The 14,383-nt window shown below is 51.2% G+C and carries 14 protein-coding genes; 6 read left to right on the forward strand and 8 right to left on the reverse strand.

What is annotated here, in order from left to right:
- Positions 1-278: 278 nt before the first annotated feature.
- A complete protein-coding gene (locus tag FCN45_RS20390) occupies positions 279-773 on the reverse strand; it encodes a DUF892 family protein (RefSeq protein ID WP_137387038.1) in 495 nt (164 codons plus the stop codon).
- Between the two features lie 425 nt (positions 774-1,198).
- On the opposite strand from FCN45_RS20390, the gene FCN45_RS20395 reads away from it, so the two are divergent.
- Positions 1,199-1,402 carry a general stress protein gene (locus tag FCN45_RS20395; RefSeq protein ID WP_064740224.1) on the forward strand — a complete coding sequence of 68 codons (204 nt, stop codon included), beginning with the start codon at positions 1,199-1,201 and terminating at the stop codon, positions 1,400-1,402.
- A gap of 586 nt (positions 1,403-1,988) precedes the next feature.
- Positions 1,989-2,411: a hydroxyisourate hydrolase gene (gene uraH / locus FCN45_RS20400; RefSeq protein ID WP_137387039.1), complete on the forward strand. Its 423-nt coding sequence runs from the start codon at positions 1,989-1,991 to the stop codon at positions 2,409-2,411.
- Positions 2,412-2,448: 37 nt separating this feature from the next.
- Here uraH and FCN45_RS20405 read toward each other — a convergent pair whose 3' ends face one another.
- On the reverse strand, positions 2,449-3,453 hold the full coding sequence (locus FCN45_RS20405) for a helix-turn-helix domain-containing protein (protein WP_137387040.1): 1,005 nt from the start codon (positions 3,451-3,453) through the stop codon (positions 2,449-2,451).
- Positions 3,454-3,569: 116 nt separating this feature from the next.
- Between FCN45_RS20405 and FCN45_RS20410 the strand changes: the two genes are divergently transcribed.
- On the forward strand, positions 3,570-5,036 hold the full coding sequence (locus tag FCN45_RS20410; protein WP_137387041.1) for an MFS transporter: 1,467 nt from the start codon (positions 3,570-3,572) through the stop codon (positions 5,034-5,036).
- On the opposite strand, the gene FCN45_RS20415 is transcribed toward FCN45_RS20410, so the two are convergent.
- The 4 genes from FCN45_RS20415 to FCN45_RS20430 form a co-directional block, all read right to left on the reverse strand.
- A complete protein-coding gene (locus FCN45_RS20415) occupies positions 5,037-5,585 on the reverse strand; it encodes a pyridoxamine 5'-phosphate oxidase family protein (protein ID WP_137387042.1) in 549 nt (182 codons plus the stop codon). It lies immediately after the preceding gene.
- Between the two features lie 28 nt (positions 5,586-5,613).
- Positions 5,614-6,189: a TetR/AcrR family transcriptional regulator gene (locus FCN45_RS20420; RefSeq protein WP_137387043.1), complete on the reverse strand. Its 576-nt coding sequence runs from the start codon at positions 6,187-6,189 to the stop codon at positions 5,614-5,616.
- The gene (locus FCN45_RS20425; RefSeq protein WP_137387044.1) at positions 6,186-6,779 is read right to left on the reverse strand and encodes an NAD(P)H-dependent oxidoreductase; all 594 of its coding nucleotides are present in this window, start codon (positions 6,777-6,779) and stop codon (positions 6,186-6,188) included. The genes FCN45_RS20420 and FCN45_RS20425 overlap by 4 nt, the downstream gene beginning before the upstream one ends.
- Before the next feature lie 62 nt (positions 6,780-6,841).
- Complete coding sequence (locus tag FCN45_RS20430) at positions 6,842-7,294, reverse strand: GNAT family N-acetyltransferase (RefSeq protein ID WP_137387045.1); 453 nt, start codon at positions 7,292-7,294, stop codon at positions 6,842-6,844.
- Positions 7,295-7,440: 146 nt separating this feature from the next.
- On the opposite strand from FCN45_RS20430, the gene eptB reads away from it, so the two are divergent.
- Together eptB and FCN45_RS20440 are read left to right on the forward strand one after the other, a co-directional pair.
- The gene (gene eptB / locus FCN45_RS20435; RefSeq protein WP_137387046.1) at positions 7,441-9,108 is read left to right on the forward strand and encodes a kdo(2)-lipid A phosphoethanolamine 7''-transferase; all 1,668 of its coding nucleotides are present in this window, start codon (positions 7,441-7,443) and stop codon (positions 9,106-9,108) included.
- Between the two features lie 24 nt (positions 9,109-9,132).
- The gene (locus tag FCN45_RS20440) at positions 9,133-9,669 is read left to right on the forward strand and encodes a GNAT family N-acetyltransferase (protein ID WP_137387047.1); all 537 of its coding nucleotides are present in this window, start codon (positions 9,133-9,135) and stop codon (positions 9,667-9,669) included.
- A gap of 2 nt (positions 9,670-9,671) precedes the next feature.
- Here FCN45_RS20440 and FCN45_RS20445 read toward each other — a convergent pair whose 3' ends face one another.
- Positions 9,672-10,550 carry a LysR family transcriptional regulator gene (locus tag FCN45_RS20445; protein WP_137387048.1) on the reverse strand — a complete coding sequence of 293 codons (879 nt, stop codon included), beginning with the start codon at positions 10,548-10,550 and terminating at the stop codon, positions 9,672-9,674.
- A 139-nt stretch (positions 10,551-10,689) separates the two neighbouring features.
- On the opposite strand from FCN45_RS20445, the gene FCN45_RS20450 reads away from it, so the two are divergent.
- Positions 10,690-11,523: an MBL fold metallo-hydrolase gene (locus FCN45_RS20450; protein WP_371419612.1), complete on the forward strand. Its 834-nt coding sequence runs from the start codon at positions 10,690-10,692 to the stop codon at positions 11,521-11,523.
- Positions 11,524-11,543: 20 nt separating this feature from the next.
- Here the strand turns inward: FCN45_RS20450 and malT are convergent, their stop codons facing one another.
- Positions 11,544-14,246, reverse strand: a complete 2,703-nt coding sequence (malT, locus tag FCN45_RS20455; protein WP_137387049.1) for an HTH-type transcriptional regulator MalT — start codon at positions 14,244-14,246, stop codon at positions 11,544-11,546.
- Between the last annotated feature and the right edge of the window lie 137 nt (positions 14,247-14,383).

A 14,383-nucleotide genomic window follows, 5' to 3' on the forward strand; every position in this document is an offset into this window, starting at 1 on the left:
TTTCAAATATCAGACGCGGAGTGTTATTTTGCTGAAATCGATTTCATTGATCAGTTCCATTTACTGATAGGAAATAACATAAAATTCTAAGCCTGGTTTTTTTACTTAATTTAGAATAAAGGTTCTCACCAGGCTAACAAATAGCAAAGAATGATTCTGATTTTATTAGTTGCAGCAATTTGACTAAGAGAAAACAGTTAGTTTCTCTGTAGCGTTTAACCTGCAAGCCAAATTGAGCGGTCAGCAGAGCAAGGCTGCCGACCGCTTATAGTTATCCGTCAGACTGCGGCTACTGCGCTATGCAAAATGGCCTCATTCGCCACGTCCGGCAGCTGATGAAGAAGCCAATCTGCCATCTGGATTTCATGTTGCAGGATCAGCTGGAAAGTCTTAATGCCTTTGCTGTCCCCTGCCTGCTGCGCTGCGGCCAGTAATGCGGTGTAGGTTGCCACTTTGTAGTTACAGAACACGTAGCTGCTCACCGCAATGCGCACGCCCTCTTCATTGCGCAACATATCGCTCGCGGCTTGCCCAACGATCGACAAACGTCCTAACGCGTCTTTCAGCGCCGACCAGTTACTATCGTAGCGTTTCAAAACGTCTTTTACCCACTGCTGCTGTTCAGTGGTTTGTTGTGCATATTGCTTCATACGTGCCTGCAACAGCGGGAACTCCTCCAGCCGCAGGGTAGCTGCCTGCAGCAAAGGCTCTGCGTGTTTTTCCATCGCATGCGCATCGCGCAACCAATCCAGATATACAAATTCCTTGGTCATCAATTTGCTCCGGTAGTGAGAAGAACATCGACAGTTAGCTGCCTGATGGGTATGACATCAGCTCATTTAGGCTAATTGAGCAAAATAAGCGAAGCGTTAATTTAGGCTAAACAAGAAGATTAATTAAACGTAGCAAGCAAGCGTCAAGCTGCAAGTAATGTGCGCAAGAATTGCGATTGAGGTTATAAGTAAATGTGCTTACCGCTTCGCTTATTATCTGGCTAGAGAAGCTTTCTTTTTAATGTTAAAAATCTTAAGCACGTAACTAATGGTAGTTACATTTAGAGAGAAGTGAAAATTTAACTGGAAGTAACATAAGCAAGCCTCTTAGAATTAAGACTTACGAGAAACCCAGGCTTGAAACTGGAAAAAATGGCACTACATTTATTTTGCATCATGTTGGTATTTAAAAAAGAGGAGAACCAATGACGGACGCTAAGAAGCTACCCGATGAGGAAGAAAAAAAGCCGCAACGTCGTGGTGGTGCAGGCAACTTCGCAGAGAACAAGGAACGCGCGGCTGAAGCCGGGCGCAAAGGCGGTCAGGCTAGCAGCGGTAACTTCAAAAACGACCCGGAGCGCGCCATTGAAGCAGGAAGGAAAGGAGGGAAAATCAGCCGACGCAAATAACATTCTTCCCAAAAGAATAATCATCTAACATCATTTTGCTTCTGCACAACACTCTCCTGATACTGTATTTACGCTTCGCTTAAATACAGATTTATCCATGTCAGGAGGGTTATTTCCAGCTAATAATCCAAATAATTGATTGTTTCTTGATCAACTTCAATTTATTTACCGCTTCGCTTATTCTGGCTTTACCCTTCGCTTATTAACCGCAAAACTACATTTGCAAGCTAATAGTAAATCCCTGACTCAAAATTATATTTGTACAGGCTATTTAAACTGGTACAACTTTTAGAGAAAAATCCTGACAGATGACTCAGAATAATCGGAGGCGGATTAACGTAGCTGCCGCTCACTGATAATTAATTAACCGCCATTTGTACTGAGGGAGTGACAACACCAATCCCCCGCATTCCGTATGCTCGCCCTTCATGGCAACCAGGTTTGCATCAATGCCCGCTAAGATGTCAGCACGTGATCGATTGCTCGTCAGATCTCAGAAATTTCACATTTAGTCTTATCAATTATGATTTTGTTGTTGAAGCATCCAGGATTGCAGCACATTCAGCTGCTTAAAAAGGATATTTTAATGAAAACTCTCTTTATCTCAGCCAGCGCCATCCTGATTGCGACCAGCCTGTCAGCGGGAGCAGCACAACCGGCAGCACCAAAAAATCCGCTCAGCGTACATGTTTTGAACCTGCAAACAGGCTCGCCGACAGCGGGTATTGAGGTTGAACTCGATCAGAAACAGAATAATAACTGGGTGAAATTAGCCAGCGGCAAAACCGACAGCAACGGCAGAATTAGCGCGCTATTCCCGGAAGATAAAACCGCCAGCGCAGGCAGCTATCGCGTGGTGTTTAAAACCGGTGACTATTACAAAATGAACAACCAGAAAACCTTCTTCCCGGAAATTCCGGTCGAGTTCAATATGGAAAGCAACGGCGAGCACTACCATATTCCGCTGCTGTTGAGCCCGTTTGGTTATTCGACTTATCGCGGGAATTAAATTTAAAACGGTCGCCTTCAATGGCGACCCACGGAAACTATTGTGTTATCCCTCTTTCACTAAATGACTTGCGCCAGTTGGTCGGGGTTGTGTTGAGCCGCTGTCTGAAGTGATGACGTAAGGTTTCTGGCGATCCAAATCCCGCCTGTTCAGCAACCTGATCAATGCTCAGCTTGCCGCTCTCCAGCAGTGCGCAAGCTTTTTCCAGCCGCACGCTCAACATCCATTCTCCCGGCGTGGTGCCGGTGGCGTCATGGAAACGGCGTAAAAAGGTGCGGCGGCTCATGCCAGCTTGCCTGGCGAGTTGATCAATAACCAGTGGCGTATTGAGGTGATTACGCAAATCATCAAGTAACGGCGAAAGATTTTTTGCCGCACGCTGCGGCACCGGCTGCTGAACCAACTGCGCCTGATTGCCTTCGCGCAGCGGCGGCGTCACCATGCGACGCGCGGTGCGGTTTGCCACTTCAATACCATAATCGCGGCGAATCAGATACAGACACAAATCCACACCCGCTGCGCCACCCGCTGACGTAATGATGCTGCCCTCATCAACATAAATCATACCGTGCTCAACCTGCACCTGCGGGAAGCGTTGCGCCAGAATCTCGGTGCTGTTCCAGTGCGCGGTCGCGCGCTTGCCATTCAGCAATCCGGCAGCGCCCAACACGAAACTGCCTGCACAGATCGAAACAATACGCGTGCCGTTGCGATGTGCTTTTTGTAACGCGGCGATAAGTTGATCCGATGCCGGTTCATGTACGCTGCGCCAGCCGGGAATTACGATGGTGCCCGCCTCTTCCAGCAGCTCAAGTCCGCCGTCGACCACCAGCCGCACGCCACCTTGCGCGCCGAATACGCCCTCTTCCACCGACGCCACGCTCAAATCATACAAAGGCTGGCCGAACACCTCGTCGGCGCGCCCGAAAGCCTCAACGGCGATGCCGAACTCAAAGGTACACAGACATTCATACGCCAGCAAAACCAGTCGGCGGTTGAACGGTGCAGGCGAATGGCCATGAAGCGGAGCAATCATTTGCATTTAAGGTCACCGGAGAAATTGGCACGATCTTGACGATATATGGCATGCAGGCAGATTTCCACTCGCACGCCAATCTTTCATGCTGGCAAGCTCTTAACGTATCGCAGGGATTGAGTATGAAGAACATGTTGGCGCTGATGGCGGTTTGTCTGGCCGCATTGATGTCGGGACTGGAGATATCCAGCGTACCGGTGATTTTACCGGTGCTGGAAAGGGAGATGCACGCCAGCTTCCGCGAATTGCAGTGGATCATGAACGCCTATACGCTGGCCTGCACCGCGGTGTTAATGGCAACCGGCACGCTGGCCGACACTTATGGACGCAAGCGCATCTTCATCATCAGCATTATCGCCTTCGGCGTGACATCGGTGATGTGCGGACTGGCGGGCAATGCGCTGTGGCTGATTGTCGGACGTTTGCTGCAAGGATTAAGCGGTGGCGCGATGTTAACCTGCCTGATTGCGATTCTGTCGTTCCAGTTTCCGCAGGGCAAAGCGCGTAGCCGTGCGTTCGCCGCGTGGGGTATTACCTTTGGCTTTGGGCTGGGATTCGGACCCATCATCGGCGGCATGCTGGTTGCCTGGTTTAGCTGGCAATGGGTGTTTCTGGTACACGGATTTATCGCGTTGCTGACGCTGATCCTCGCGCTGAAAAATGTGGTGGAATCGCGCGATGCTGAAGCCCAAAAGCTCGATCTCAGCGGCTTGATTACCTTATCGCTCAGCGTGGTCGGCGCCACCTATCTCATTACGCAGGGCAGCAGCCTCGGCTGGAACAGCGTCGCGGCACAACTGATTTTGCTGGTTACACTACTGAGCGCGCTGCTGTTTGTATGGATTGAGAAGCGCCATCCACATCCGATGTTTGATTTCTCCGTGTTCCGTATTCGCGCCTTTTCCGGGGCATTAATGGGCTCGATTGGCATGAACTTCAGCTTCTGGCCGCTGATGATTTATCTGCCGGTCTATTATCAAAGCGGCCTTGGCTACAGCAGCATGGCAACCGGTTTGGTGCTACTGGCTTACACTTTACCAACCCTACTGATGCCGCCGCTGGGCGAGAAACTGGTGGTGCGCTTTGGCGCGGCGCGCATGATTCCGCTGGGATTATGCACCATCGGCGCGGGCTTCATGTTAATGAAGTTCGCCGTGGCGCAGCAGATGAGTTTACTGCCGGGCGCGCTGCTCGCTGGAATGGCGCTCGGATTGACCAACACGCCAGTGACCAACACCACAACCGGATCGGTGCCGGGTAATCGCGTTGGCATGGCGTCGGGGATTGATATCAGCGCGCGCCTGATTACGCTTGCCATCAATATCGCGCTGATGGGCAGTTTGCTGGTGGCGGGCATTGCGGCGAGTTTGCAACGCATTATGCCGGGACAAAGTGATGTGCATTCGCTAGCCGAGCGCATCGCCGGCGGCGGCGAGGTTTCATTGAACCACGATATTGCCGCGCAGGTGCTTACCGACGGTTTTTCCGACGTGCTGTTGTATGGCGCGGCGGGCGTTTGGGGACTGGCGCTGGCGAGTTTTCTGCTGTTTAACGTTCGTCGCAAGGCGCAGCAACAATGCACGCCTTAGCTACGGATGCACCCATTTGCTGCTGACTAGCGCGCCTTCGGCGGTGTAATTCAGCAACGCTCTTTGATTATTTTTCCGCGCCAGCAGGCACCAATCCAGTTGGGTAATTCGGATTAGCAACACGCCAAAATTATCCTCGGCGTTAGCGACATGATTGGATTGGTGGTCAATGTCACTTCCCGGCGCAGCGCCAGCATAGGTTTGCTGCGTCCGGCGCGATAATCGTTGCCACGCCGCTTCAGCTACTGCGCTGTGTGCGGCGTGCAGCTCAACCGTTCCCTGCAACCGCAGCTGCGTTTTTGCGCTGTATCCCAGAACCGTAACGTCTGAATTAACCGCCAGCGCCTGCCATTTCGGGCTGCGCATATCGGTGTGCAACTCCAGCGTGCGTTCGACGCGGTCAACCGCGCGCAGCACCAGCGTCCTTGCCTGCGGCTTGCCCTGTTTATCAACCGACGCGAGCGTTAAGAAGTGAAAACCGGCATCGGGATCGCTTGCGCCGGTTTCCAGTTGTTGCCAGCAATCGCTATCAATCTCGCGTAATGACATCTGTTGTTCCTGTTGGCTGGATAAAAGGTTACTGGTGACGTTCCACCAGCGCCAGAATCAGCGCCTGAAGTTCGGCTAATCCTTGCTGCTGGCTGATGTCACCGCACACCACCGCATGGGAAATCGCATCGGCGGCGCCTAACATTCCCCACATGCTGGCTTGCGGCAACGTTGCCTCCGCAAACCAGCTGCGGAATTTTTCAATGAAATCGAGCTGATATTTACGTTTCACTTCCGCCAGTTCCGGCGTGCTATCGAGCGCCGACAGCACATCGGGAATTTCACGTCCCTGCGTTAACACGCAATCGACGTAACTCGACGCCACCACATTAGCCCGCTCGGCAAGGCTGGCACCGGCAGCATGCATCGCCGCCTCGATAATCGCGTTCTGGCGCAGATCAAAATCTTCATACAGCGCCGCGAGCAGACCGTGGCGCGTACCAAAATGATCGTAGACCACCGGTTTACTGACGCCCGCTTCTTCCGCCACGCGTCCTAACGTCAGCGCATCGCTGCCCTGCTCGCGCACCAGATTCCACGCCACGCCAATTAGTTGCTGACGACGTGCCTGATGTGACATGCGCTGGCGAGTGGGTTGATTCATGCCATTTCCTTCACGTGAAAAAGTCGCTGTCCGAGTTGGTTTGCCAGCGTGTAATGCGCGTCGGGATAATTTTCATCGGTTGGCAGCAGCAATTCGCTGGTCACCACCGGCGCGCCGCAGTAGCCAAAAATCCCCTCATCGATCTGCGTGCGCATGCTGCTGAAATAGCCACGACGCACATAGGTGCGCTGGCTCGCCGCGCCCAGCGCCAGCAAATGCACCTGCAAATGGCCGAGCTTTTTCACCACAGTTTGGCCATCATCATCGTACGCCCAACCTTGAGTGAAAACGCGATCGATCCAGCCTTTCAGCTGCGCCGGAAACGACCACCAATAGATGGGATAAACCAGAATCAATGCATCGGCGCGATCCAGACGTTGCTGTTCCGCCAACACATCTGTCGGCGACGGCGCGCCACTTTTGAACTGATCGAAATCGGCCTGATTGAAGCGCGGATCGAACTGCTCCGCCGCCAGATCGGCAATTTCATAGCTGTGGCCACCAGCAGCAATTCCTTGTGCCACCTGCGAGACGATGTGGTGCGTGTGTGAATGTTGGTCCGGATGAGCAGTAACGATCAGAGCATGCATAGCGACAACCTCCGTTATGAGTAAGCTACTAGTAGTAACTTACCATTGGTAGATTGTCAAACTCACAGCATTTTAGCAAAACAGATCGATTCGTTTCTGCCGACGTAAGGTTCGTAGTTCTGGATTTGCGCGTAGCCGCAACGGTGATAAAAAGCCACGGCACGGCTATTGATTACGCGGGTCGATAGCCGGATTTCGCGATATCCCTTACTTTTGGCCCACGTTTCCAGATGCTCCAGCAGCGCAGCGCCAACGCCCGGCACGCTACGATCGGAGTACATACGTTTTACTTCAGCAATGTGTTTTGCAAGTGGTCTCAATGCTCCGCAGCCCACGGCATTGCCCGGTTCATCTCTGGCCAGCACCCACAAAGAATGCTGATTGTTGAGCTCCTGGGCGTTGAAATGACTTTTGCCGTTATCGCCGGTTATGACGGCGAGTTCGGCTGATAACTTCTCAACCAGTAATTGGGATTCTGATGAGTGGGGATCGGCTTGCTGGATTTTAATGTTCATGAAAAGCGTCAGCTCCTGATTTTGTTACAATATAACATACTTTAAGCTTAGCAACAGTTGAACTCCTTCCCAAATCCACCCTCTCACTCAAGGTTGTCAATTTTCAGGCAAGTGATTGCGTTGTTTATTATAAGAACGGGGAACACATGTTTATAAAGGGTTGGGTTAAACAGTTTTATCTACCGGTGTTTATTTCGCTCAATATCGGCGTATTGCTTAATATTCCGATTTTTATCCGCCGCTATACGCAACTGCAATTTGATAATACCCTTTCATTAGTGACTGAGGTCATCGCTGCATTTTGTTTGGTGATGTTGTTAACGTTGTTAACCTCATTAACCGGAAAATATCTGTCGCGCGTATTGATGACCATGCTGGTGATTTTCTCCAGCGCGGCCAGTTATTACATGATTTTCTATAATATTGATATTGGTTATGGAATCATCGCCGCCGTTTTAGCCACCGATTCGCTGGATCTTTCTAAGGAATCCGTTGGCTGGCACTTTGTGCTGTGGATGGTAATAATCAACGTCATTCCGCTATGGCTAATCTGGCGCGGAATGCGCAGTAAATCCGTTTCAAATATCAGCAAAAAGCGTTACTGGTCTTATAAAACCATCGCCATTGTGATTGCCGCATTAGGTTGCTGGTTACCGTTGAATTTAATGGGCAAGGTGCAGGATGAACAGGACAAGAAAAATAACCGCATGATGGCCAGCTACGGCGGCATTGTTGCCGGTACTTATTCACCGTCTAACTGGTTATCAGGCGTTGGCTTGCTGGCATACAGTTCATTCAGTCAGGCTGAAGACAACCGTAATCTATACGATCCCGCTGAACACTTTAAATACGTCCCACCGAAAAATGCCGATAACTTGTATATCGTGTTTGTGATTGGTGAAAGTGCCCGCCGCGATCACATGGGTTTATACGGTTACGATCGCGACAACACACCTTATCTCGATCACGAGAAAAACCTCGTTCACTTGCAGGGTTATTCCTGTGATACCTCAACTAAGCTCTCGCTGCGCTGTATGTTTGTCAGAGAAGGTGGCGCCTCAGAAGCCCCGCAGCGCACGCTGAAAGAGATGAATGTCTTCACGGTGATGAAGAAGCAAGGTTTCTCAGAAGATCTCTATTCCATGCAGAGCGAAGCCTGGTTCTATAACAAAGTCATGGCCGACAGTTATTCAATGCGCGAGTCTATTCAGGCGGAGAAGCGTAATGTCGGTAAGCCGGTGGATGATATGGCGTTAATTAATGAATTGCAGGACTCCATTCAGCGCCATCCACAGGGTAAACATATTGTGATTCTTCACACCAAAGGCTCTCATTATATGTATACCGAACGCTATCCACGCGCGTTTGCCCGTTATACCCCGGAGTGTCAGGGCATTGATGATGCTTGTAGCACGCAGGAGATGATCAATTCCTACGACAATAGCCTTTTGTATACCGATTATTTTCTCAAACAGACTTTCGATAGCCTGAAAGATAAAAATGCCATCGTGTTTTATGCCTCAGATCATGGGGAATCGATCTCCGATAATCTGCATTTCCACGGCACACCACGCGATCATGCACCGATGGCGCAACGCACGGTGCCGATTATGGTTTGGGCATCGGATAAGTTTTTAAATGACAGTAATAACAAAGCGTCATTTGCCAAACTTCAGCAACTGCAGAATGACAAAACGCCGGTATTCCACGAGAAGTTATTTGACTCAATATTAGGCTGCGCTGGCTTTACCTCACCGGATGGTGGAATTAATTCACTGCGAAACTGGTGCGATCATTCTACTATTCAGAAGTAAGGTGACGTTTCAAAGGGAGGACATATGACGCCAGAAATCAAAACGAAACGATTAATCCTGAAGCCACTGGAAAGTCGTGATGGGCAGGCGATGCAAATCGCTTTCCCGCGCTGGGAGATCGTGCGTTATCTCAATGCCAATGTGCCCTGGCCTTATCCTGAAGGTGCCGCGCAGGATTATGTCGATAACGTGGTGTTGCCCGCTGTCAAGGAAGGTCGAGGTTGGTGCTGGAGTATCAGACGTCAGGAGAAGCCTGAGGAATTGATCGGTCTGATCGAACTGCGCGATGCAGAAAATGATAACCGCGGATTTTGGCTGGTACCTGAGTGGCAGCAACGTGGCTATATGAGTGAAGCGTGCAACGCCGTGAATGATTTCTGGTTTAAAACGCTGGGTCGCGAAGTATTACGTGTGCCAAAAGCGGCGGTGAATACAGGCTCAGTGAAGATCTCACGTAAATCCGGCATGCGTCTGATAGAAACCGGCAAAAAAGAGTATGTCGCGGGTGTTCTCGATTATGAATTGTGGGAATTAACCCGCGATGAGTGGCTATCACATTAACATCAAGAGGGAACGTGTTCCCTCAATGACGTCAGTAAGCGGCTGACCAGCGGTTTGGCCTCATTTCTCCGCCATATCGCATAGAGATTCACATACAGCGCCAGCCAGGGTACTTCAACAACAATGACAGACGACGAAGCAAGGCGCGCAAGACTTCGCTGAATAAAGGTAAATCCCAGCCCTGCTTCAACACAGGAGAGCGCCGCCAGTGGTCCGCTAACCTCAAGCCGAATATCAGGCGTAAACCCACTCACTTCACACACCTCAAGCAAGCGGTTGGACACTGCCGTGTTTAGACTTTGCTTATCGGCGATCCAGCGCTTCATGTGTAACTGCTCAGGTCTGGGATCCCTGATTGCCTGTTCTATTGGCATAGCCAGCACCACCGGCTCAACTAACACGCTTTGAAAGGCAAAACAGTCATCCTCTTCGGGCTCGTTATAAACCAGTGCCAGATCCAGCGCATGATTCGCTAGCGCATCGATTTGTGCCTGTGAGCGTAAGGCATGGAGCTGTATATCAACTTTTGACGAGCAATTTAACCGGGCAAGGCTTTCAGGAAGCAGAAGTGAGTGAATGGCCGCTTCGACATAGCCAATATCAAGCCTGCCTGACTGACCATTTTTCAAACTTTTACCCAGTCCATTCAGACGATCATGGTGCAAAAGCAATGCCTTCACTTCTGTCAGGAACTGCTTGCCCTCGGCGCTGAGATAGAGGCGTTTCTTTTCCCGATGAAAAAGTGCCACACCTAACTCATCTTCCAGTTGCTGAATTTGGCGGCTCAAAGGGGATGCTGAAATATGCAATTTCTCAGCTGCCTGACCGATGTGCTCGAGTTCGGCGACGAGAGCAAAAGAGCGCAATAACTTAATGTCCATAACTTTTCCGGTCACAACTCAGTCGAGAATGATGATAGCCACACAATAAATATTGCCGCAACATCTTAAGTAATGCGACGTTTAATTAAGCAAACAGAGTCATCTTCTATTTTTATTATCTACATTTGACGAGGTAATTTTGACGAACGTATTCAGCACAAGGGATATCGGCAATTATAAGGTCACTGCGCTTAGTGATGGCGTGATGAAAGCCAGCCTGAGTCTGTTATCTGGAATAGAACCTGAAGCAGCGGTAAATATACAGCAACACGCCGGAATAAAAGCAGCGGATGATATTCAAATTAATAGCTATCTCATCCGTGGAGCGGGACGAATAATATTGATCGATTCGGGTATGGGAAACCTCAATCATATCGGTGGAGAATTAAGACGAAACCTCCTTTTATCCGGCATCATGCCTGACGATGTTGATACCGTGTTGTTGACCCACGCGCATCCCGATCATATTGGCGGTCTGCTGGGTGAGAATGGGCGACCCGCTTACCGAAATGCAGCACTCTACATTAGCAAAGCAGAAGCAAACTTCTGGCTGGATAATGAAAAATTAACTAGCCTGAGTGAACGCGCACTGATGAATGGTTCGCTGTTTCGTCGCACGTTCGAAGCTTATCCAACTGTTCGATTTACGGATGAAACAGCGATTGCTGAAGATATCACCGCAGTCAGCCTACCGGGACATACGCCTGGTCACAGCGGCTACCTGATAGATTCCCGCGATGAAAAATTACTGATTTGGGGTGATATCACGCATTATCCGCATATTCAAATTGCCCATCCGCAAGTTTCAATCGCCTTTGATTACGATCCTGACCAGGCAGAGCGAACACGAAGAGCAATTCTTGAGCGCGCTTCACGAGAAAACCTGTTGATTGCAGGTATGCACTTGGGCGTGTCTGGGTTTGCCTATATCCGCTCCCCTTCAGAGGGACATTATTTTCTGGAATATGTCTGAACCGCGAGCCGCTGTCCGCCTTAAACATACCCCATCATCCGCAGCATCGACTGCGCCTGATTCATCGCTTCCGCGCGGTGCGTTACGCCCAATTTTTGGTACAGATTGCGGATATGCGTTTTGATGGTGGTAGCAGCGACATCCAGCTCGCCAGCAATTTGGTCGTTGCTGTATCCCGAATAGATCAGCCCCAAAACCTGCCATTCACGTTGGGTTAGCGGGCTGGTGCGGATCAGCTCCGGCACATCGGGATGATTAATCAGGCGGCTAACAAAGCCTTCGTCAAAATGGGCAAACTTATGGCGATGATATTTATTAATCTCGCTGAGAATGCGTCTGGCGCGATGATTATCGAGTTCATCCAACGTATTGAGCTGAATCAGTTGACGCAGCTGCTGCGCCATCGCTTCACCTTCAATCACAAAATGGCTGACGAAACCGGTGCTACGCGCCAGTTTTAATGCTTCGGTCAGCGCCTGCTGCGCTTCCGCTTTGCGCTGAGTTTGCCAGTAAATCTGATTTAACAGCAGCAGATTGCGATTCATATCGCTCATCAGGTTGAGCGCGCGCGCATTGTCATTCAGCTCATCCAGCACCACTTCGGCCTGGCTCATATTTCCTAGCAGAATCTGCGCACGCGCGACATTGCGCCACTGACCTTGCAGGAAATGATTGTTGGCAAATTCCGGTTTCACCGTCTGGCGCATCCAGCTACTGGCGCTTTGGCTGTCGCCGGTCATCTGCCAAAAAATCACTCTCACCTTATCGGCATTGGCGATCCAGTCGCTGTGCAGCGATCCGTTGTTAAGCAGATTCTCCAGCCGACTCAAGTGGCTGCGCGCATTATCGAGATTGCCGCGCGCCAGCGAACACTGCACCAGCAAACCGAGGCACTGAATCTGCTGCTGCGGCTGATAGCCTTTCAGCACTTTTATCCCTTCGCGCGCCGCCTGTTCTGCTTCGTCGAGTCGGCCCCACGCCCACAACAGTTGCGCGCGAATTCGCAGCAGGAATTCATGCATCGGGAACTGTGTCAGATGCTGCTCTTTCACCAGCACAAATGCCCGCTCCTGTATCTCATATGCGGACTGTAAAAACCCCTGCGCAAAGAGAATCTCACTCTGCTGAATCAGGCTCCACAACGCGTAATTCCACGCTTCCTCGCGGCGCGCCATCTGCTCGGTCTGGCGCATCAACTTCAGCGAACTGCTCAGCTCGCCTTTGCAGTGCATCACTTCGCCCAATACCGACGTCGCCACGATGCAGCTGTATTGACGGCTTTCCGGCAGCGCGTCGAGCGCCAGCAACGCCAGCCGCTCGGCTTCTTCAGCGTTACCGTCATTTATCGAAACCTGTGCCAGCAGCGCGTTGAATTCGCCGCGCAGCACATCATCAATCTGTTCGCTGCAGGAGTGCTCAAAGCGCGTGAGCAAACTGCTCACCTCGGAAAACCGGTGCTGGCTTTGCATCAGCCACGCCTGTAACAGCACTAACTTTGGATTTTCCAGCAGAATTTCCCACGGCAGCGCCTTGAGAGAATCTTCCAGCAGCGTGAGTTCGCTCTGATTAAACAGCGTCCAGGCGTATTGCAGCAGCACGTCGCGCAGCATCAACGCATCACCAGCCGCCAGCGCATGATAGATCGCTTCGCCAGGGAAACCCAGCCGCATCCAGCTTTCAGCCGCCGCGCGATGCAACGCAGGCAGTTCCGCCGCCAGTTCCCACTGACAGCGCTGACGCAAAAAACTGCCAAACAGCGGATGATAGCTAAACCACTCGCCCGAGTTATCCATGCGCTGCAAAAACAGGCCCTGACGTTCAATCTCTTCCAGCCGCATCTGCCCTTGTTCTTCGCCGGTTACGCAGGCGATCAGCGTATCGTTCATCGATCGCAGCAGCGCGCTTTTCAGTAAGAAATGTCGTGTGGCGCTATCCACGTTATTCAGCACCTCCTCAACCAGATAATCCGCCAGATGGCTGGCGTTAATGCCGGAAAGGCGGCGCGCGGAATCCTGAGCGGAGCTCGCGCCCTGACGCGTCGAGAGCGCGATCAGCTGCAGCGCCGTCGCCCAACCCGCCACGTCATCGCACAGACGCCCGCTCTCTTCCGATTCCAGCGGCGTTGTCAGGCGGCAATCAAAAAACTGTTTGGCTTCGTGATGGGTAAACGCCAGCTGCTGGCTGCCTAACTCAATCAGCTGTTCGCGCACGCGCAGGTTGGCAATGCCGAGCTGCGGCAAATTACGTGACAGCAAAATCAGCGTCACATTTTCCGGCTGGTTACGTAAAAAGAAGCGCATCGCGTCGTGAATCGCGGGATTGGTGATGTGATGGTAATCATCAATGATCAGCCAAATCGGTTGCTGCCACGCCGCCAGCTCATTGAACAGTTGAGCGAACAGCGCATTTAAGTTGATGTACTGCCGTTTCTGCGCCAGCGCTTCGCTGGAGGCGCAGCCGCCCTGCGTTGCCTGCTGCAGAGCCGCGATGAGGTAATCGACGAAGCGTTCTGGCTGATTGTCGCCCTCATCCAGTGAATACCAGCCCAGATTGGCTTTCCCCGCCGCCCATTGTGAGATCAGCGTGGTTTTGCCATATCCCGCCGGACTGGTCACCAACACCAAACGGTAATTGCCCGCCGCGCCGAGTTTTTGCATCAGGCGCTCGCGCGCAACCGTGTTCTCAAGGCGGACCGGTCGGCTAAGTTTGGAGGGTATTAACATCGGTAAACGCTTCTCCCTAAACGTGGCGCATCATTATTTTACGCTTCGTAATTAATAGTCACATACGTTCAGATATTCGTTTACCTAATGCAAGCTAACCCATTAAGCAGTCTTAACAAAAGCGACGGTTATCACAT

This window comes from Pantoea sp. SO10 (assembly GCF_005281435.1).
Lineage (GTDB): Bacteria > Pseudomonadota > Gammaproteobacteria > Enterobacterales > Enterobacteriaceae > Pantoea > Pantoea leporis.